At 74.6% G+C, this 18,157-nt stretch carries 19 protein-coding genes; 7 read left to right on the forward strand and 12 right to left on the reverse strand.

Features of this window, described 5'->3' with window-relative positions; translation table 11 throughout:
- Positions 1-153 precede the first annotated feature (153 nt).
- Genes AC4H2G_RS16965 through mca form a run of 3 tightly spaced genes read right to left on the reverse strand, consistent with a single transcriptional unit; the run spans position 154 to position 2,473 of the window.
- Entirely contained in the window at positions 154-960 is an 807-nt protein-coding gene (locus AC4H2G_RS16965) for a carbon-nitrogen hydrolase family protein (RefSeq protein ID WP_494366902.1), read from the reverse strand.
- 2 nt (positions 961-962) lie between these two features.
- Positions 963-1,529 (reverse strand): hypothetical protein, encoded by a 567-nt coding sequence (locus tag AC4H2G_RS16970; protein ID WP_494366903.1) that lies wholly within the window; start codon positions 1,527-1,529, stop codon positions 963-965.
- Positions 1,526-2,473, reverse strand: coding sequence for a mycothiol conjugate amidase Mca (gene mca, locus AC4H2G_RS16975; RefSeq protein ID WP_494366904.1), 948 nt, complete (start codon positions 2,471-2,473; stop codon positions 1,526-1,528). The genes AC4H2G_RS16970 and mca overlap by 4 nt, the downstream gene beginning before the upstream one ends.
- 227 nt (positions 2,474-2,700) lie before the next feature.
- Between mca and AC4H2G_RS16980 the strand changes: the two genes are divergently transcribed.
- The 3 genes from AC4H2G_RS16980 to AC4H2G_RS16990 all read left to right on the forward strand — a co-directional run bounded on the left by AC4H2G_RS16980 (position 2,701) and on the right by AC4H2G_RS16990 (position 5,184).
- Positions 2,701-3,135, forward strand: coding sequence for a DUF4307 domain-containing protein (locus tag AC4H2G_RS16980; RefSeq protein WP_494366905.1), 435 nt, complete (start codon positions 2,701-2,703; stop codon positions 3,133-3,135).
- A 334-nt stretch (positions 3,136-3,469) separates the two neighbouring features.
- Complete coding sequence (greA, locus tag AC4H2G_RS16985) at positions 3,470-3,952, forward strand: transcription elongation factor GreA (RefSeq protein WP_494366906.1); 483 nt, start codon at positions 3,470-3,472, stop codon at positions 3,950-3,952.
- Positions 3,953-4,188: 236 nt separating this feature from the next.
- Complete coding sequence (locus AC4H2G_RS16990) at positions 4,189-5,184, forward strand: endonuclease domain-containing protein (RefSeq protein ID WP_494366907.1); 996 nt, start codon at positions 4,189-4,191, stop codon at positions 5,182-5,184.
- Positions 5,185-5,293: 109 nt separating this feature from the next.
- On the opposite strand, the gene ilvA is transcribed toward AC4H2G_RS16990, so the two are convergent.
- The 3 genes from ilvA to AC4H2G_RS17005 all read right to left on the reverse strand — a co-directional run bounded on the left by ilvA (position 5,294) and on the right by AC4H2G_RS17005 (position 9,323).
- Positions 5,294-6,565 (reverse strand): threonine ammonia-lyase, encoded by a 1,272-nt coding sequence (gene ilvA, locus AC4H2G_RS16995; protein ID WP_494366908.1) that lies wholly within the window; start codon positions 6,563-6,565, stop codon positions 5,294-5,296.
- Complete coding sequence (locus AC4H2G_RS17000) at positions 6,562-7,881, reverse strand: AI-2E family transporter (RefSeq protein ID WP_494366909.1); 1,320 nt, start codon at positions 7,879-7,881, stop codon at positions 6,562-6,564. Before AC4H2G_RS17000 ends, ilvA begins: the two co-directional genes overlap by 4 nt.
- A 188-nt stretch (positions 7,882-8,069) precedes the next feature.
- On the reverse strand, positions 8,070-9,323 hold the full coding sequence (locus AC4H2G_RS17005) for a cystathionine gamma-synthase (protein ID WP_494366910.1): 1,254 nt from the start codon (positions 9,321-9,323) through the stop codon (positions 8,070-8,072).
- 182 nt (positions 9,324-9,505) lie between these two features.
- Here AC4H2G_RS17005 and AC4H2G_RS17010 point away from each other — a divergent pair, with 182 nt between their 5' ends.
- The 3 genes from AC4H2G_RS17010 (at position 9,506) to AC4H2G_RS17020 (ending at position 12,130) form a co-directional block, all read left to right on the forward strand.
- A complete protein-coding gene (locus AC4H2G_RS17010; RefSeq protein ID WP_494366911.1) occupies positions 9,506-10,300 on the forward strand; it encodes an SDR family NAD(P)-dependent oxidoreductase in 795 nt (264 codons plus the stop codon).
- A gap of 134 nt (positions 10,301-10,434) precedes the next feature.
- Complete coding sequence (msrA, locus tag AC4H2G_RS17015) at positions 10,435-11,109, forward strand: peptide-methionine (S)-S-oxide reductase MsrA (protein ID WP_494366912.1); 675 nt, start codon at positions 10,435-10,437, stop codon at positions 11,107-11,109.
- 181 nt (positions 11,110-11,290) lie between these two features.
- A complete protein-coding gene (locus tag AC4H2G_RS17020; RefSeq protein ID WP_494366913.1) occupies positions 11,291-12,130 on the forward strand; it encodes an aldo/keto reductase in 840 nt (279 codons plus the stop codon).
- Here the strand turns inward: AC4H2G_RS17020 and AC4H2G_RS17025 are convergent.
- Both AC4H2G_RS17025 and AC4H2G_RS17030 read right to left on the reverse strand, forming a co-directional pair.
- Complete coding sequence (locus AC4H2G_RS17025) at positions 12,115-12,921, reverse strand: metallophosphoesterase family protein (RefSeq protein WP_494366914.1); 807 nt, start codon at positions 12,919-12,921, stop codon at positions 12,115-12,117. The two genes, AC4H2G_RS17020 and AC4H2G_RS17025, sit on opposite strands and share 16 nt — an antisense overlap.
- A 53-nt stretch (positions 12,922-12,974) precedes the next feature.
- Positions 12,975-14,192: an acyltransferase family protein gene (locus AC4H2G_RS17030; protein ID WP_494366915.1), complete on the reverse strand. Its 1,218-nt coding sequence runs from the start codon at positions 14,190-14,192 to the stop codon at positions 12,975-12,977.
- Between the two features lie 68 nt (positions 14,193-14,260).
- On the opposite strand from AC4H2G_RS17030, the gene AC4H2G_RS17035 reads away from it, so the two are divergent.
- Positions 14,261-15,088 (forward strand): CPBP family glutamic-type intramembrane protease, encoded by an 828-nt coding sequence (locus AC4H2G_RS17035; RefSeq protein ID WP_494367043.1) that lies wholly within the window; start codon positions 14,261-14,263, stop codon positions 15,086-15,088.
- Positions 15,089-15,117: 29 nt separating this feature from the next.
- On the opposite strand, the gene AC4H2G_RS17040 is transcribed toward AC4H2G_RS17035, so the two are convergent.
- The 4 genes from AC4H2G_RS17040 to AC4H2G_RS17055 all read right to left on the reverse strand — a co-directional run bounded on the left by AC4H2G_RS17040 (position 15,118) and on the right by AC4H2G_RS17055 (position 18,110).
- A complete protein-coding gene (locus tag AC4H2G_RS17040) occupies positions 15,118-15,942 on the reverse strand; it encodes a phosphatase PAP2 family protein (protein WP_494366916.1) in 825 nt (274 codons plus the stop codon).
- Positions 15,943-16,036: 94 nt separating this feature from the next.
- On the reverse strand, positions 16,037-16,687 hold the full coding sequence (locus AC4H2G_RS17045) for an SRPBCC family protein (protein WP_494366917.1): 651 nt from the start codon (positions 16,685-16,687) through the stop codon (positions 16,037-16,039).
- On the reverse strand, positions 16,684-17,055 hold the full coding sequence (locus tag AC4H2G_RS17050) for an ArsR/SmtB family transcription factor (protein ID WP_494366918.1): 372 nt from the start codon (positions 17,053-17,055) through the stop codon (positions 16,684-16,686). The genes AC4H2G_RS17045 and AC4H2G_RS17050 overlap by 4 nt, the downstream gene beginning before the upstream one ends.
- A 77-nt stretch (positions 17,056-17,132) precedes the next feature.
- On the reverse strand, positions 17,133-18,110 hold the full coding sequence (locus AC4H2G_RS17055) for a LysR substrate-binding domain-containing protein (RefSeq protein WP_494366919.1): 978 nt from the start codon (positions 18,108-18,110) through the stop codon (positions 17,133-17,135).
- Positions 18,111-18,157: the final 47 nt, after the last annotated feature.

Raw genomic sequence — 18,157 nt, forward strand, 5'->3', positions numbered from 1 at the left:
CCGCTCCCGCCAGACCCACCACGACCCGCCGCCGCCCCTCGTCCGGCACCACCCCTCGTCCTGCATCGCACCTCGCGCGTACGCCCGGCAGGCGCAGCGCGTCGAGGGCCGCGACCACGACCAGCACCCGACGGCCGGCAGCCGACAGGGTGGTCAGGGGCGCGGGACGACGGCGTAGCGGCGGTTGGCGAGGGAGGGGTTTTGTTCGCGCACGGCCGCGAGGGCGGCGGGGTCGAGGTCAGCGCTGCGCAGCTCGGCCTGCTCGCCCAGCTCGAGGCCGACCTGGCCGTCCGGGCCAACCAAAAGAGATCGGCCCGTCACGCCCTTGCCGGCCTGCCCGACCGCGAGCACGACGGCCGTGTTCTCGATCGCGCGCGCCCGGGCGAGCGTGCGCCAGTGGTCGGCCTTGAGCGGGCCCGCCGCCCACGCGGCCGGGACCACGAGGACGTCCGCGCCCGCGTCGACGAGGCGACGCGCGCTCTCCGGGAACCGCAGGTCGTAGCAGGTCATGACGCCGAACGTGAGACCGCCGAGGCGCAGCACGAGCGGCTCGGCCGACGGGTCGCCCGCCTCGAGCCGGTCGGACTCGCGGTGGCCGAACGCGTCGTACAGGTGGACCTTGCGGTAGACGCCCGCGAGCTCGCCCTGCGCGTCGACCGCGACGACGGCGTTGGCGGCCTTCCCGGGAGCGGTCGCGGGCAGGAGCGTCCCGGCGACCGCCGCCACCCCGTGCTTGCGCGCGAGGCGTCGGAGATCCGTCACGAAGGTTCCGTCGAGCGGCTCCGCGTGCTCCGGTCCCGTCCCGCCGGGGTCGAACGCCGCAGCGTACTCGGGCAGGACGAGGAGGTCGGCGTGGACGCGCGCAGCCTCGCGGAACGCTGAGCGCACCGCGACGAGGTTCGCCGCATGGTCCGTCGACACCTCGAGCTGGCCGAGGGTGACGCGCAGGCCGTCGGTCACCGTCAGACGTCCCGCCGCGGCGTGCCCGACGTCGCGTCGTCTCCCGGTGCGCGGCCGTCACCCGGTGCGCGGCCGTCGCCCGGTGCGCGGCCGTCGCCCGGTGCCGGTCCGTCGCCGAGGGCGGGCCGGTCGTCAGGCGCGGGTCCGTCGTCGTCCGGCCCCGCGCTGCCGGGCGCGCCCGTGATCGGGCCGTCCGGGCCGATGTTCTGCACCTCGGCGTTGTGCCGCATGCGGCGGAGCTGCCGCGAGAGCGCGAAGAACAGCCCGACCGCGGCGAGCGCGACGGCGAAGATCGCGAGGAACCCCGCGAGCCCGGGCGACACGTCGGTGGGCTCGAGGTCCTCGCGCAGCGGGTCGTCGGACGGGCTCGGGGTCGCCGTCTCCGTGACGACCTCCGCGGCCCACCCGGGCCCGCCCGCGCCGGCGTGCGCCGCCGTACCCGGCACACCCAGGTCGAGCAGCCCGCCGTCGAGCAGCCCGGCGTCGACCGCTCCGGTGCCGAGGGACCCGGCGTCGAGGACGCTCCCGTCGAGCGGTCCCGCGCCGAGGGACCCGGTCGTCGCGCTCATGCCGCGCTCCCCGACGTACCGACGCGCTCGCGCACGCCCGCGAACAGGTCGTCCTCGGGAAGGTCGACGGGCACGCGCGACTCCGCGAGCTCGTACTCCTCGAACGGCCACACGTCGACCTCGAGGTCGCGCGGGATCGCGAAGAAGAAGCCGTCGGGGTCGATCTGCGACGCGTGCGCGATGAGCGCGGCGTCGCGCTGCGCGTAGTAGCGCGCGACCGGCACGCGCGTCGTGACCTGGCGCTCCGGGATCTCCCGCGCGGACCGGGACTCGACCCAGTCGCCGAACGGCGACTCGAGGCCCGCACCCTGCATCGCCTCGTGCAGCGTCCGGATGCGGTTCATCGAGAAGTCGTGGTTGTAGTACAGCTTGAACGGCGCCCACGGCGCGGCGCCGCCCTCGCGGAGGTAGCGGTCGGGGTCGCCCGCAGCGTGGAAGGCCTCGAACGCGACCCGGTGGCACATCACGTGGTCGGGATGGGGATAGCCGCCCGACGGGTCGTACGTGGTGATGACGTGCGGGCGGAACTCGCGCACCAGCTCGACGAGAGGCGCGGCCGCCTCCTCGAGCGGGACGAGGCCGAAGCAGCCCTCCGGCAGGGGCGGCAGCGGGTCGCCCTCGGGCAGGCCGGAGTCCACGAAGCCGAGCCACTGCTGGCGGACGCCGAGCGCCCGCGCTGCCGCCGCCATCTCCTCGCGGCGCAGCGCCCGCATGCCCTCGACGTCCGCGGGGCCCGTCCCGAAGCTCGGGTTGAGGATGTCGCCGCGCTCGCCGCCCGTGCAGGTCGCGACGAGCACCTCCACGCCCTCCGCCGCGTAGCGGGCCGTGGTCGCGGCCCCCTTGCTCGACTCGTCGTCCGGGTGCGCGTGCACGGCGAGGAGCCGCAACGGCTCCTGCTCGCCGTGGTCGCGGCGGGGCGTCGGTCCGGCCGTGGTATCGGCCACTGGTCCTCCCGGGATACGTCGTGCGTCTCCGCGCAGGCGCCCGGGCGCGCGCCACGGTCGGGTCCCGGCCGTGCCACGGCACCTGCCGGGCTCTGCGAAGATGGTCGAGGACCATGATCCCCCACCCCGCCCACCGCTGACGAACCCCGCCGCGGCCGAGGCCCGGCCGTCAGCAGGACGACCGCGACAGCAGCGGACGGGCGCGCCACCGAACCAGGACACCCGACGTGACGAACGAGACCACCGCCCCGCAGCCCGCCCCCGGCACGCCCGCGCGGCCGCCCGCGGGACGGTACGGACCGGAGCCGACCGTGCGCCGTCGACGCCTGGCGATCGCCGCGATCGCCGCGCTCGCCGTCGTGGGGCTCGCGATCGTCGTCGCCATCGGCATCCGGGTCGCGAGCGAGCCCGTCCGGCACAAGCTCGTCGGGTTCGACGTCGTGGACTCCGAGCGCGTCGACGTGACCTTCGAGGTCTCCATGGAGCCCGGCACGACCGCGGAGTGCACCGTCGATGCGCTCGCGGAGAGCCACGCGCAGGTGGGTGCGCTCGACGTGACGGTCGGCCCCGTGGAGACCCTGGAGTCGCGCTGGACCGTGAGCGTCGGCACCTCCGAGCTCGCGACGTCGGGCGTCGTCGAGTCGTGCCGCGTCGTGGAGTGACCCTTCTCGCCCACCCCTCAGCCCTCTCGCAGCGCGCCAGGACCGTCCGCCCGGCCGTCGTGACCTGCGTCGTCATGGGCTCGTCGGTGCCCTTTGCTATCCTGAGGGATTCCTGCGCAGGACTGCGCCCGGACGAGCCGTGCCGTCGAGACCGACGCGCCGACCGCCGTCGGGCACCGGAGCACCGCGCGGAAGACCAGCCACATGCGCTGCCACCCGGGCAGCGTCACCGACCCGGGCAGGCAGGCGCACCGCGAGAGCTCGCGCCTCGGCTGCCCGCACCTGCACGGCCGCCGAGGTGCGGCCGTCGACCATGGAAAGGAAGGAGCGAACCGTGACCAACACCACCGTCACCTGGCTGACCCAGGAGGCGCACGACAGGCTGCAGGCCGAGCTCGCCCACCTGTCCGGCGAGGGCCGCACCGAGATCGCCGAGCGCATCGCCGCCGCGCGCGACGAGGGCGACCTCAAGGAGAACGGCGGCTACCACGCCGCGCGCGAGGAGCAGGCCAAGAACGAGGCCCGCATCCGCGAGCTCACCGAGAAGCTGCGCAACGTCCAGATCGGCACGCCGCCGGACGACGGCAAGGTCGAGCCCGGCATGGTCGTGACCGCCGTCGTCGCGGGCGACGAGATGACGTTCCTCCTCGGCTCGCGCGAGATCGCCGGGACCACCGACCTCGACGTGTACTCGCCGACGTCGCCGCTCGGCGCCGCGATCGACGGCAAGTCGATCGGCGACTCGACGAGCTACACCGCGCCCAACGGCAACGAGATCGCCGTGAAGATCACCGGCGCGAAGCCGTTCGAGGGCTGAGGACCTCCCTCACCCACGCGTGCCACGACGGCCCGGTACCCGTTCGGGTACCGGGCCGACGTCGTACCCCTGGGCCGCGCCGCGCGTCCTGAGATGCGACTCGTTGTCGCTCGCGCCGCTCGTCGGACGACCGCTTCTCGCATCTCGATCCCTGCTCCGGTGGGCCGGTGCCGTTGTCGTCCACAGTCTCGGCTCCGGACCACCACGGCCCGGCGGGCGACGCCACACTGTCCGACGTGCTGCCGCCCCTCCCCGAGCCTCCGTTCCTCGTCGCCACCGCGCTCGCCCGCGGCGCGTCCCGCCGCCAGCTGCGCTCGCCCCGTCTGCACGCACCGATCCGCGGTGTGCGCATGGACGCGCGCCTCGCCGACGACGTCCGCAGCGTGACGGCGGCAGTGCAGCTGGCCCTCCCGAAGGAGGCTGCGTTCTCTCACACCACCGCAGCCGCCCTGTGGGATCTGCCGCTCCCGCGAGGTGTCACAGGAACCGGTCCCGTCCACGTGACCGGCCCCGCCGGCCGGCGCCCCGTCGACGCCCGGCACGTCGCCTCCCACACCGGGCTGGCGCCGGCCGACGTCGCGGTGCGGCACGGGGTTCGTGTCACGCGGCCCGACCGCACCTGGGCCGACCTCGGCGCCCTCGTCGCCGGCCGGCTGCCCGGAGCCTTGCTCGGGCCGGGCGACCTCGTCGTCGTCACGGACGCCTTGCTCGGAGGTCGCGGGCAACGCCGGCCCTACCCTCGTGAGCTGCTCGAGGCACGGCTCGCGGCGTGGTCGGGGCATCGAGGATCCACGTCGCTGGCCGTGGCGCTCGGGCGGTCGCGCCGGTTCGTGGACTCGCCGATGGAGACGCGGCTCCGACTGCGGCTCGTCGACTCGGGGTTCCCGTGCCCGGTCGTCGGCGCGGACGTCTTCGACGACGACGGCCGGTGGGTCGCCCGTCCGGACCTGTGCTGGCCGGCACTGCGGGTCGCGGTCGAGTACGACGGCGCGCACCACCTCGTCTCCGCGACGCAGCGCCTCAACGACGTCGCCCGCCAGGAGGAGCTCGAGCGTCTGGGCTGGCGCGTGATCGTGCTGTTCGCGCACGACGTCCTGCGGCGCTGGCCCAGCACGGAGAGTCGCGTGCTCCAGGCGTTTCTCGACCGCGGCGTCCGCCCGGAGGAGCTACCCGACGCACCGGACGTGGCCGCTCGGCCGCGCGTCGTGACGCCGTCCTGGCCGCGGTCGTGAACCGCTGGCGGCTCTCGCCGGCCGCGCGAGATGCGAGACGTGGTCGGCGTCGAGCGTGCCGGAGCGACCACGAGTCGCATCTCGCCGAGCCCGTGCGAGAACCCCAGGCTCAGGCGGGCGACGTCCGCTCCGACCGCTCGACGCGGTAGCCCTCGGCGCGCAACCGTTCGACGAGCTCGTCGCAGTGCTCGGGACCCTTCGTCTCGACCTGCATGCGCACCCACGCCTCGCCGATCGCGAGCCCGACGTCGGTGCGGTCGTGGTCGATGTGCATGACGTTCCCGCGCAGCGTGGAGATGACCTCGAGCAGACCGGCGAGCGCGCCGGGCCGGTCGTCGAGCAGGACCTGGAGCTGGATGTACCGGCCCGCCGCGGCGAGGCCGTGGCGCACGACGCGCAGCAGGACGAGCGGGTCGACGTTCCCGCCGGAGAGCACGACGACGACGGGCCCCTCGAGGGGCGCAACACCCGTGGCCGGGTCCGTGACGTCCAGCGCGCGCGACGCCGCGAGCAGCGCGGCCACGCCCGCGGCCCCGGCCGGCTCGACGAGGAGCTTCGCGCGCTCGGCCACCATGAGCAGCGAGCGGGAGATCTCCTCCTCGGTCACGGTGCGCACCTCGACCCCGTGCCGGGCGAGGATCTCGAACGGGACGTCGCCCGGCGTGCCGACCGCGATGCCGTCGGCCATCGTCGCGGCGACGCGCGCCGTCGTCGGCTCGCCCGCCGCCAGGGAGGCCGGGTAGGCCGCGGCACGGGCGGCCTGCACGCCGACGACGCGGACGTGCGGAGCCGCCTCCGCGAGCGCCACCGCGAGCCCCGCGACGAGCCCGCCGCCGCCGAGCGGTGCGACGACGGTCCGCACGTCGGGCACCTGCTCGAGGATCTCGAGCGCGATCGTCCCCTGCCCGGCGACGACATCAGGGTGGTCGAACGGGTGGATGAGCACCGCGCCCGTGCGCTGCGCCTCCGCCCAGGCAGCGGCGAGCGTCGCGTCGACGTCCTCCCCTACGAGCCGGACCTCGGCCCCGTACTGCCGGGTCGCCGCGACCTTCGGCAGGGCGGCGTCCACCGGCATGTACACGACGGCCCGGATGCCCAGGAGGCCCGCGGCGAACGCGACGCCCTGCGCGTGGTTGCCGGCGCTCGCCGCGACGACGCCGCGCGCCTTCTCCTCCGCCGAGAGCCGGGCCATGCGCACGTACGCGCCGCGGACCTTGAACGACCCCGCGCGCTGGAGGTTCTCGCACTTGAGCAGCACGCGGACACCGGCCGCCTCGCTGATGGCGCGCGAGGTCTGGACGGGGGTGACCGTCGCGACGCCGTCGAGCAGGCGCGCCGCGTCCCGGACGTCGTCGAGCGTGACGTGGACCGGACCGCTCATGCGGGCGCGCCGCCGGCGTCCTCGGTGCTCGCGACGGGCGAGTCCTCGTCGGGCCGCCGGTCCCGGTGCAGGTCCGCGCGACGGTCTCCGGCCCGACGGCGACGGGCCGGCTCGTCGAGGTCGGCCTCGGCGCGCGCGATCACGGGAGGCTGCGGACTTCCTCGCACGACGACACGGTCGTCGGTCCCCAGCTCGGGGAACTTGTCGTGCCCGTGCAGGTAGAGGATCACGGTGTTGAGGACGGCGGCGATCGGTACGGCGAACAGCGCCCCCAGGATGCCGGCGGCGAAGCTGCCCGCCGCGACGACGAGCAGCACCGCGACGGGGTGCAGCGAGACGGCGTGGCCCATGAGGAACGGCTGGAGGATGTGGCCCTCGATCTGCTGCACGAGCAGCACGATCGCGAGCATGATCAGCGCCTGCGGCCAGCCCTGCGCGACGAGGACGACGAGCACCGCGATCGACCCCGTGACGATGGCACCGACGATCGGGATGAAGGAGCCGACGAACACGAGGATCGCCAGCGGCAGCGCGAGCGACGGCACGAAGAACGCCGCGCCGATGCCGATGCCGACGGCGTCGACGGCGGCGACGAGGATCTGCGTGCGCGTGTAGGCGGACAGCGTGATGATGCCCCGGCGCCCCGCCTGGTGCACGCGGTCCCGCGCGCGCAGCGGGAGGAGGCCGACGGCCCAGGACCAGATCGTCCGGCCGTCGAGCAGGAAGAAGAACGTGCAGAACAGCGCGATGAGGGCGCCGGCGAGGACGTGACCGACCGTGGTCGCGGCACCCAGCGCACCGGAGACGATGCTGCTCTGGTTCTCGGAGAGGGCCGACTGCGCCTGGTCGACGTAGGAGTTGAGCGTCACCGAGTCGAGCTTCAGCGGCCCGTCGGCGAGCCACGCGGTGAACTGCTCGAAGCCCTCGACCGCCTGGTCGCGCAGCTCCTGGAACCCGCTGACGATCTGCTGCCCGGCGACCGTCACGAGCCCCGCGACGACGAGCAGCAGCCCGAGCAGCGCGACCCCGGACGCGAGCCCGCGCGACATGCCGAGCCGGCGCTGGCAGAACCGCTGCACGGGCGTGAGCAGCACGGTGAGCAGGAGCGCGACGGCGATCGGCACGACGATCACCTTGAGCTGCGTGATCACCCACAGGCTCGCCGCGACGAGCGCGCCGATGAGCAGCAGGCGCCAGGACCAGGCCGCGGCCGAGCGGACGGAACCGGGGACGGCGGTCGCGCCGACGGGGCCGGGCGGGAGGGGCGCCGGGTCGGGTCCGGCCGGACGGTCGTGCTGGTCGGTCTGCGCGCTCACAGCGCAACACTAGGTGAGCGCCCCGCCGGATGCCGTCGACCGCACCGCGCGTCGGCACGATCCCCACCGGCGAACCCCGCCGACGTAGAGCACTGGTCATTGGACCAAGGCTCTACCTCGGCGACCAGGGCTCTACCTCGACAGCCGAAGCTCCCGCTCGAGGGCGCGGGTGCGAAAGCGGGTGCGGGTCAGGACAGGGCGCGGTCGAGGTCGGCGATCAGGTCCTCGACGTCCTCGATGCCGACGGAGAGGCGTACGAGGTCGTCCGGGACCTCGAGCGCCGTGCCCGCGACCGACCCGTGGGTCATGCGCCCGGGGTGCTCGACGAGCGACTCGACCCCGCCCAGCGACTCCGCGAGCGTGAACACCTGCGTGCGCCCGCACACGTCGAGCGCCGTCGCCTCGCTGCCCACGCGGAACGACACCATGCCGCCGAACCCGCTCATCTGGCGGGCCGCGACCTCGTGGCCCGGGTGCGACGCGAGCCCCGGGTAGATCACGTGCGTCACCGCCGGGTGCTGCTCGAGGAACGCCGCGACGGCCGCGGCGTTGGCCTGGTGCCGGTCCATGCGCACCGCGAGCGTCTTGAGCCCGCGCAGCGTGAGCCACGCGTCGAAAGGACCGGCGACGGCGCCCGAGGCGTTCTGGTGGAACCCCACCGCGCCCGCGACGTCGGTCCCGCCTGCGGGCGACACGAGGCCGCCCGGGAGCTGGGAGCCCGCCGCGACGACGAGCGCTCCGCCGACCACGTCCGAGTGCCCGCCGACGTACTTGGTCGTCGAGTGCACGACGACGTCCGCGCCGAGCGCGAGCGGCTGCTGGAGGTACGGCGTCGCGAACGTGTTGTCGACGACGAGCAGCGCGCCCGCCTCGTGGGCGATCTCCGCGAGCGCAGCGATGTCCGAGATCCCGAGCAGCGGGTTCGTCGGCGTCTCGACCCACACGACCTTGGTCGACCCGGGTCGGACGGCGGCACGCACCGCGTCGAGGTTCGCCAGGTCGGTGAGGTCGACCGGGGTGTGCTCGATCCCCCAGGGCCCGAAGACCCGGTGGACGAGCCGGTACGTGCCGCCGTACGCGTCGTTCGGGAACACGACGTGGTCCCCCGGGCGCAGCACCGCGCGCAGGAGCGTGTCCTCCGCGGCGAGGCCGGACGCGAAGGCGAAGCCGCGCGCTGCGGGCGACCCGTCCGCCGTCGGGCCCAGGCCTCCGGACTCCGCCGCAGCGAGCGCCTCCTCGAGCGCCGTGCGCGTCGGGTTGGCGGAGCGCGAGTACTCGTATCCGCCGCGCAGGCCGCCCACGCCGTCCTGCTTGTACGTGGACACCTGGTGGATGGGCGGGACGACGGCGCCCGTCGTCGGGTCCGGGTCCTGGCCCGCGTGGATGGCGCGGGTGGAGAAACCGGTCGTGGTCCAGTCGGGGTGCTCGGTCGGGGTGCTCACCGTCCCAGACTACGGTCGCCGCTCCGGCCCGTCCGCGCGGCGGCGCAGCCCGCGGCGGCGCTCGCGACGTCGCCCGCGGCGTCGCCCGCGGTGGCGCGGCCCGACGGCGCACGGCACGGTGGGAGCTCCAGGGCACCGACCGGTCGCGACCGGTGGTGCCCGCGACGTGGAGGGAGGCATGGATGAGGATCGACCTCGACGGCAGGACGGCGCTCGTCACGGGCTCGGCGCAGGGTATCGGGCTGGCGATCGCCCGGACGCTCGCGGCGTGCGGGGCGAGCGTCGTCGTGAACGGGCGGTCGGAGGAGACGTCGCAGCGCGCCGCCGAGGACGTGCGCGAGCGCGTGCCCGGTGCGCACGTCCTGGGCGTCGCCGCCGACCTCGCGACCGACCAGGGCACCGCGGCGATGCTCGAGGCGGTGCCGCGCGTCGACGTGCTCGTCAACAATCTCGGCATCTTCGAGAGCGCTGACCCGCTGGAGATCGACGACGACACGTGGCGCCGCTTCCTCGAGGTGAACGTCCTCGCGGGCGTGCGCCTCACACGGGCCTACCTGCCCGGGATGATCGACCGCGGCTGGGGTCGCGTGCAGTTCATCGGGAGCGATTCGGCGGTCGTGATCCCGGCGGAGATGATCCACTACGGCGTGACGAAGACGGCGCTGCTCGGCGTCTCGCGCGGGTTCGCGAAGGCGGCCGCGGGCACGGGCGTGACGGTGAACAGCGTCCTCGCCGGCCCGACGCACACGGGCGGCGTCGAGACGTTCGCGCGGAGCCTCGTCGGCGACGACCTGCCGTGGGACGAGGCCCAGCGCGTGTTCATGCGCGAGCACCGGCCGCAGTCGCTGCTGCAGCGGCTCATCGAGCCCGAGGAGATCGCGCACATGGTCGCGTACCTGGCCTCTCCGCTCGCGTCCGCGACGACGGGCGCGGCCGTGCGCGTCGACGGCGGGTACATCGACGCGATCGTCCCGTGAGACGCTCGGCGGAGCGCCCGGGGCGCGTTCTCGGCGCAGGAACACACGCCGCCCGCGCCGCGTTCTATCCCGTGCCAGGACGATGCGTCGTGGGCCAGCGCCCCGGTCGTCCCCGGCTCTTCAGGAGGTAAGCGATGAACTCGATCTTCGACGCGATCTTCGGCTCGTCCGCCAAGACGACGATGGTCGCCCCGGAGGACACGCTCCCCGGGCGCCAGTCCCCCGTCCTGCAGACCCCGCGCCCGCACACGGTGCTCGGCACGTCGATCACCGGGCCCTGGCCCGACGGCACACGCGTGCTCTACCTCGCGATGGGCTGCTTCTGGGGTGCCGAGGAGATCTTCTGGCAGGTGCCGGGCGTGGTGAGCACCGCCGTCGGGTACATGGGCGGCACGACGCCGAACCCCACCTACGAGGAGGCGTGCAGCGCCCGCACGGGCCACACCGAGACGGCGCTCGTGGCGTACGACCCGACGAAGGTCTCCGAGGAGGAGCTCCTCAAGATCTTCTGGGAGCGCCACGACCCGACGCAGGGCCACCGCCAGGGCAACGACGTCGGCACCCAGTACCGGTCCGCGGTGTACTGGACGACGCCCGAGCAGGAGGCCGCGGTCCGCGAGACGGCCGAGCGCTACGGGAAGGTCCTCGACGCGAAGGGCTACGACCCGATCACGACCGAGAGGCGCCCCGCGTCCGAGGCGGGCCCGTTCTTCTACGCCGAGGACTACCACCAGCAGTACCTCGACAAGAACCCGAACGGCTACCGCTGCCACGCGACCACCGGTGTCCCGTTCCCCGACGCCGCGTAGTCGACGCCGCGTCACCGAGAAGTGAGAAGCCGCCCCGGATCCGTACGGATCCGGGGCGGTTTCTCACATCTCGACAGCGTGACCGTCGTGCGCAGGGCCGGTCAACGCCCACGACGACGGCGCGCGGGCGAGACCCGCCGACCGGATGCCAGCTGTCCGGAGGCGTGACTAGATGGGGGGCATGACCTCCCTCCCCCCGCTCTCGGCCCAGGACGGCACGACCCTCCCCGCGATCGGCTTCGGGACCTACTCGCTGCGCGGGTCAGGCGGCGCGGAGACGGTCGTGCGGGCGATCGAGGCGGGGTACCGGCTCATCGACTCGGCGTTCAGCTACGAGAACGAGGGTGCCGTGGGCGCCGCCGTCCGCCAGTCGTCGGTGCCGCGCGACGAGGTGCTCGTGACGTCGAAGCTGCCCGGGCGGTACCACGCCTACGACGACGCCGTCCGCGCGGTCGAGGAGTCGCTGTTCCGCACCGGTCTCGACCACCTCGACCTCTACCTGGTCCACTGGCCGAACCCCGCCGTCGGGCGCTACGTCGAGGCCTACGAGGCGCTCGTCGCGTGCCGTGAGCGGGGTCTCGTCCGCCACGTCGGCGTCTCCAACTTCCTGCCCGAGCACCTCGACGCGGTCATCGCGGCGACGGGCGTGACGCCCGTGGTGAACCAGGTCGAGCTGCACCCCTACTTCCCGCAGCCGAACCAGCGCCACGCCGACGCGGAGCGCGGCGTCGTCACGGAGGCGTGGAGCCCGATCGGGCGGGCGGGCGAGCTCCTCACCGACCCGGTCGTCACGGCAGTCGCGGCAGCCCACGGGGTCTCCCCGGTGCAGGCGGTCCTGCGCTGGCACGTGCAGCTGGGCGTCGTGCCGATCCCCAAGGCGTCGTCGCCCGAGCGCCAGCGCGAGAACCTCGACGTCTTCTCGTTCGAGCTGTCGACGCACGAGATGAACGCGCTCACGGGTCTCGCGCGCGTCGAGGGGCGGACGAACGACCAGGACCCTGCGGTCTACGAGGAGCTCTGACCCTGCCCCTCGGAGGCGGGCTGCCCGGTCGACGAGCGCCCGTCCCGCGGGCCGAACAGCCGCAGCGCCTCGGCGTCGCTCGCCGCCGACCGGACGAAGTAGTCGGCCCACTCCTCGACGGCCGGGTAGTCGCTGCCCGCGACCACCGCGGCGACGGCCGCGTCGACGTCGACCTCCGTGTGCCGCAGCGACACCTGTCCGTCGTGGAGCAGCGCCCAGGCGCCGCCGGGGCGCCCGTACGGCATGCCGACGCTCCCCGGGTTCACGACGAGCCGCCGGTCGACGAGCCGCACGAACGGCATGTGCGTGTGCCCGCACAGGACGGTCCGCACCTCGGGGTCGAGGGCGCCGAGGACGTCGGCCCATCGCTCCAACGACGAGTCGACGAGCACGACCTCCTCGTCGTCGCGCGGCGTGCCGTGGCAGCACACGACGCGCCCGAACCCGCGCACGACGATCTCCACCGGGTGCGGCAGCCGGGCGAGCAGCTCGACCTGGTCCGGTCGGAGCTGTGCCGCCGCCCAGGGCACGACCGGGTCGGGGACCGCGCCCGCGCCGTCGCGCACCCACGCCACGAGCTCGCGGTCCGCGTTGCCTCGCACGAGCAGCACGCGGTCGCCGAGCGAGGCGAGGCGGTCGAGCACCTCGACGGGCTGGGGCCCGGCGGCGTGGTCGCCGGTCACGACGACGAGGTCCGCCGCCCGGACGTCGGGCTCGGCGAGCACGGCGTCGAGCACGGGCAGCACCCCGTGCACGTCGGACAGCACGGCGACCGACAGGTGTTCGCGCATCGGCATCTCCCCTCTCGGGTCCACCCGCTCACGCTCTCACGCCGTCGAACCGCTCACGCACGCATGCCGAACAGCACGCGCGTGACGCGCGCGCGACGCACGGCCAGGTCGTACACGACCAGGAGCAGGCCGAGCGACACCACGACGATCACGACGAACTTCACGACCGCGGGCGCCTGCCAGCCCACGACGGGGTACGCGACGGCGACGACGACCGGCTGGTGGAGCACGTACAGCGGCAGCACCGCAGCGCCGAGGTACGCCCAGGCCCGACGCCGCCACCCGTCCGCCCCGGTCGGGTCGCCCTCGTCCGCGCCCCGGGCCAGGCGCCTGCGTGTCCCCCACCGGTCGAGCAGGCCCAGGGTCGCCACGACCCAGCACCACCCCGCGAGACCGTAGAGCGCCCGGAAGACGACGCCCGGCCAGCCCGGCGCGGTGAACGCCGCGATCTCGTCCGCAGGTCCGAGGAACAGCGCCATCCCGGCGGCGAAGGCGCCGAGGCCGACCAGCCCGGCGAGCCCCGCGTCGCGCCGCACTGCGGCGCGAAGCCGCTCGTCCGACGAGATCGCGAACCCGGCGAGGAAGAAGACGAGGTACGCCCATCGGCTCCACACGGCGAACCCCTTCTCGAGCTCGTGCACCGCGCACACCGCGGCGACGAGCACGCCCGGCACGAGCACCGCTCCCCGCCGGCCCGACGCCCGGGCGAGCCGTTCGCGCGCGCGGCGGGAGACGTCGTCGGGCACGAGGCGCACGACGGCCGCGAGCACGAACGACCAGGTCAGCAGCAGGACGACGAACCACAGGTGCCCCGACTCGAAGTGCTCGCCGTCGAGGAAGAACGGGACGTCGCCGGGCTCGAACCGGACGGCGAAGAAGTGCGGCCAGAAGGCGAGGTAGCTGTCGGCGAGGACCGGATCCGCGTCGGGGTCGGCGCGCAGGCGCAGCCACTGCGGCACGGGGACCAGCAGGACGAGCGCCACGAGCAGCGGGACCCCGAGGCGCAGCAGGCGCTCGCGCGCGAACGCCCCGGGCGTCCGGCTGCGCAGGGAGTACCACGCACCGGTCCCCGCCACGGCGAAGAGGAGCGGCATCGCCCAGACCACGACGGGCGCGGCGAGGTAGGTCGTCACGCTGGTCGTGTCGTCGTTCTTCACGTAGAAGTCGTCGGAGGCGTCGAACACGAGCGCCGCGTGGAAGAGCACGAGACCCACCACGACGAAGGCACGCACCGCGTCGAGCTCGCCGCGCCGGACGGGGCGTCGCTCCACACGTCGCATCATGGCACCGTGTGCACGTGACGTCTTCCCCCGCGCCCGCGCCACGCCGGTCCGTCGTCGTGCCCGACGCCGCCCTGCCGCCCTGGGCGGTCGGCTCGCCGGCCCGCCTGCTCGCCGCCGCGCTCGTGTCGCTGTCCGCGGTGCTGCTGTTCGCGGTGCACGTGCGCCCGCTCGGCTACGTCCCGCTCGTGCTGGGCGTCGCGCTCGGCTGGGCGGTCGACCGGGTGCTCGGGCGCGACCTCGCCCTGATCGGCGTGGGCCTGGGGATCATCTCGGCCATCTCGCTCGAGGCGGACCTGTCGGACGCGGGGATCGCGCGGTTCACCGTCGCGCTGTCGCTCGCGGTGCTCGTGCCGTGGGCGCTGTCGCGGTTCGTCTTCGGTGACCGGACGATCACGTTCCCCGTCGCGACCGGCCGCCGCTGGTCGCGAGGACAGATCGTGTACCTCGCGGTGGTCGTCGTCGCGGGGTACCTGATCCTGCCGTTCTACTTCATCGGCTCCGGTGCGTACCGCAACTGGCCGGAGATCACGGGCGGCGCCGAGATCGCGCGGCTGTTCGTCGGGGTCAACGCGGTCGGGATCTGGGACGAGCTGTTCTTCGTGTGCGTCGTCTTCGCGCTGCTGCGCAAGCACTTCGGCCTGTGGACGGCGAACCTGCTGCAGGCAGCCGTCTTCGTCTCGTTCCTGTGGGAGCTCGGCTATCGCGAGTGGGGCCCGCTCCTGACGATCCCGTTCGCGCTCGTCCAGGGCTGGATCTTCTCGTGGAGCAAGTCGTTCACGTACGTCGTCGCCGTGCACCTGCTGTTCGACCTCGTGGTGTTCGCCGTGCTCGTGCACGCCCACCACCCGGAGCTCTTCGACGTGTTCGTCACCGCCCCGCGCTGACGGTCACGGGCCGCGGGCGTGCTCCGGCGTCAGAAGGGCCGGGCGAGAAGGACGCGCCGCACGCCGTCGACCCGGCACGCCACGTGCACCGCGGTCGTCGCCGGGCCCGCCAGCACCAGCACGGTGGCGACCACCACGCCCGTGCCCAGCGCAGCGCCCGCGACGACGTCGTGCGGGTAGTGCGCACCCTGCGCCACCCGCGCGCCGCCGACGAGCACGGCCAGCACGACCGGCAGCACGACCCACACCGCGACGTCGACGGGCCGCGCGCGGACCGCGTGGCGAGGTGCCCGGTCGCCGAGGAAGCGCAGCGCAGGAGCCCCCGCGACGACGACCGCCGTCGCGAGCGCGAACGCGATCGCGGTGTGGTTGCTGGGGAACGACCAGTCCCCCGCCGCCGGGCAGTGCGCGACGTCGACGAGCTCCCAGCACCCGCGCGGCTGCCGCACCACGGACTTCACGAGCTCGCTCGCACCGTAGGCGAGGACGGCACCGAGGCCCGCCGTGAGCGTCGTCGCGACAGCGGCGTGACCGTCGTGCCGCGAGCGCAGGAGGACGACGCCGCACAGCGCGAGGAGAACGAGCACGCCACCCTCCGCGACGAGCCCGGTCCACGGCAGGTCGCCCGTCCTGGCGGTCACCGCGACGTACAGGGCCTCGCTCGGGCCGCGCAGCAGCAGGGCCAGGACCACGACGAGCGCCCCGCCACCCAGCCACGCGAGCGCCCGGGTGACGACGGGCGCCGGGCGGGGAGCGCCGGCGTCGGGCGGCGTGTCGTCCGGGTGCGGGACATGCGGGACACGCACGACCCGGTCGAGGACAGGTGCGGGACGGGACGAATCGGGCGAGCTCACCGGTCGAGGGTAGACAGGTGAACAGCAGATGAACATCAGCCCTCGGTCGGACGACGGACGGGTCGCCGCACGACCGAGGGCGGACCGTTGCGCGCTACTCCTGCGGGCCGAGCGGCGGCACGTAGAACGCGGTGGTCGCCGCGACGCGTGCCGCGACGGTCTCCTCGTCCAGGCCGTCGGCCGCGGCGAGCGCGGCGCCCCACGACTCGCTGCTCGCGGTGTTGAACGCCCGCACGGCGGGGTCGGTCGCGAGGGTCTCGGGGTCGATCGCCCCCTCGACTCCGGCGAGGTGCAGCGCGAGACCGAGGAGCGCGCCGTCCCAGCCGACGCCGACCGCGCCCGGGCCGAACTGGCCCCACATCTCGGGCGGGGTCACCGCGGTGTGCTCGAGCGTGAGCCGCGTCCCGTCGTCCACGGGCTCGAGGTGCACGTCGACGATCGACGAGTCCTCCGGGCCGGCCGGCCCCATGCCCCAGGTGAGCTGCAGGTGGCGCGGCGCGTCGCAGACGCGGATCTCCCCGCCCGCGTTGCCCTCGGTCTGGTAGGTGCCCCCGGCGCGCAGGTCGCCGCTCACGGGCAGGAACCAGCGCGAGACGCGCTCAGGGTTCGTCACGGCGTCCCACACGTCGTCGACGGCGGCCCGGTACGACCGCGTGAGGCTGACGACGCGCGCCTCCCCCGCGGGGAGCGTCCCGCTCCCGACGGTGCGTCGCACCGTCTCCAGCTCGGCGATGAGGTCCTTCATCGTGCCCTCCAGATGGTGTCGGTGTCGTGCTTCTCGTCGGGGGCCCGCCGCTCGCGAGCGCCGCGCGCGAGCTCGGTGCGGAGCGCGTCGAGCCGCTGCTCCCAGAAGCGCCGGAGCCCCGCGGCCCAGTCCTCGACCTCGCCCAACGGTTCGGGGTCGAGCGCGTAGAGGCGCCTCGTCCCCTCGGCCCGCACGGTCGCGAACCCGTTCGTGCGCAGGACGCGCAGGTGCTGCGACACGGCCGGCTGGCTGATCGAGAACTCCGCCCCCACGAGCGCGACGACCTCGCCCGCGGACCGCTCGCCCTCGGCCAGGTGCTCGAGGATGCGACGGCGGACGGGGTCGCCCAGGACGTCGAACGCTTCCACCTCGTCAGTATGGAAGTGAGTGCTTATATAAGTCAAGGACTATTGAAGCGCTCCGCCCAGGCGACGCGACCCAGGGTTCAGCGACCTCGGCCCTGCCCGCGACCCCCGCGCTTCCCGGCGCCGCCCTTGCCCTTGCCCTTGCCGGAGCCGCCCTTTCCGACACCGCTCTTCCCGGGACCGCCGCCCTTGCCCGCTCCGCTGCCGCCGCCGCGACGGCCCGCAGAGGTGACCCGGCCGCCCCGGCCGCCGGGCGTCTCCCGACGCCGGTCCGCCGACCGCGGCGACGTCGCGCGATCATCCGACGTCGCGGCGTCGGGCGCGGGGGACCGGCCGCGCGAGCTGTTGACGGTCCGGCCGCGGACGATGCCCACCATCTCCTCGACGAGGTCGTCGTCGCGCTCCGCCAGCCAGGCGAGCGCGACGGGCGCGGACGGCGCGCCGTCGAGCCGCCGGTGCACGACGTCCTTGCGGTGGTGCAGCCGCGCGAGCGACTGCGGGACGACGAGGACACCCACCCCGGCCGCCACGAGGACCACGGCGTCGGCCGTCGTCGCGGGCCGCTCCACCGCCGCGACGCCCGGCGGCGACGGCGCGTCGACGGCGGCCCCCGGCTCGCCCGCCCACGGGACGACGTCGTCGAGCGGACGCTGCAGGACGTCGTCCGCGAGGTCGTCGAGCGTGACCGTCTCGTCGGGCTCGAGCGCGGCGAGCAGGTGGTCGCGCGAGACGACGACGACGGGCGTCTCCTCGTAGAGCGGGATCGCCGCGAGCACGTCCCTGTCGACCGGCGGGCGCAGGAGCGCGGCGTCGGCCTCGCCGTCGCGCAGCACGCGCTCGGCGTCGCCGGCGTCGGCCGCGACGAGGTCCAGCGGCACGTCGGGGTGCCGCTCGCGCCACGTGCGCACCCACTTCGCCGGGGTCGCCCCCGGGACGTACGCGAGCCGGAAGCGGGGCCCGCCCTGCTCGCCGGCTCCGTGAGCGGGGGTCGCGCCCGTGTCACCCTCGCGGGGCGCGTCGCTGTCGTCCTCGGGGGTCGCGCCCGTGTCGTCGTCCACCCGACCACCCTAGGTCCGACGGCGCCCCGCGACCGGACCGGGCCGGG

The organism is Cellulosimicrobium sp. BMG9.23 (assembly GCF_059159985.1).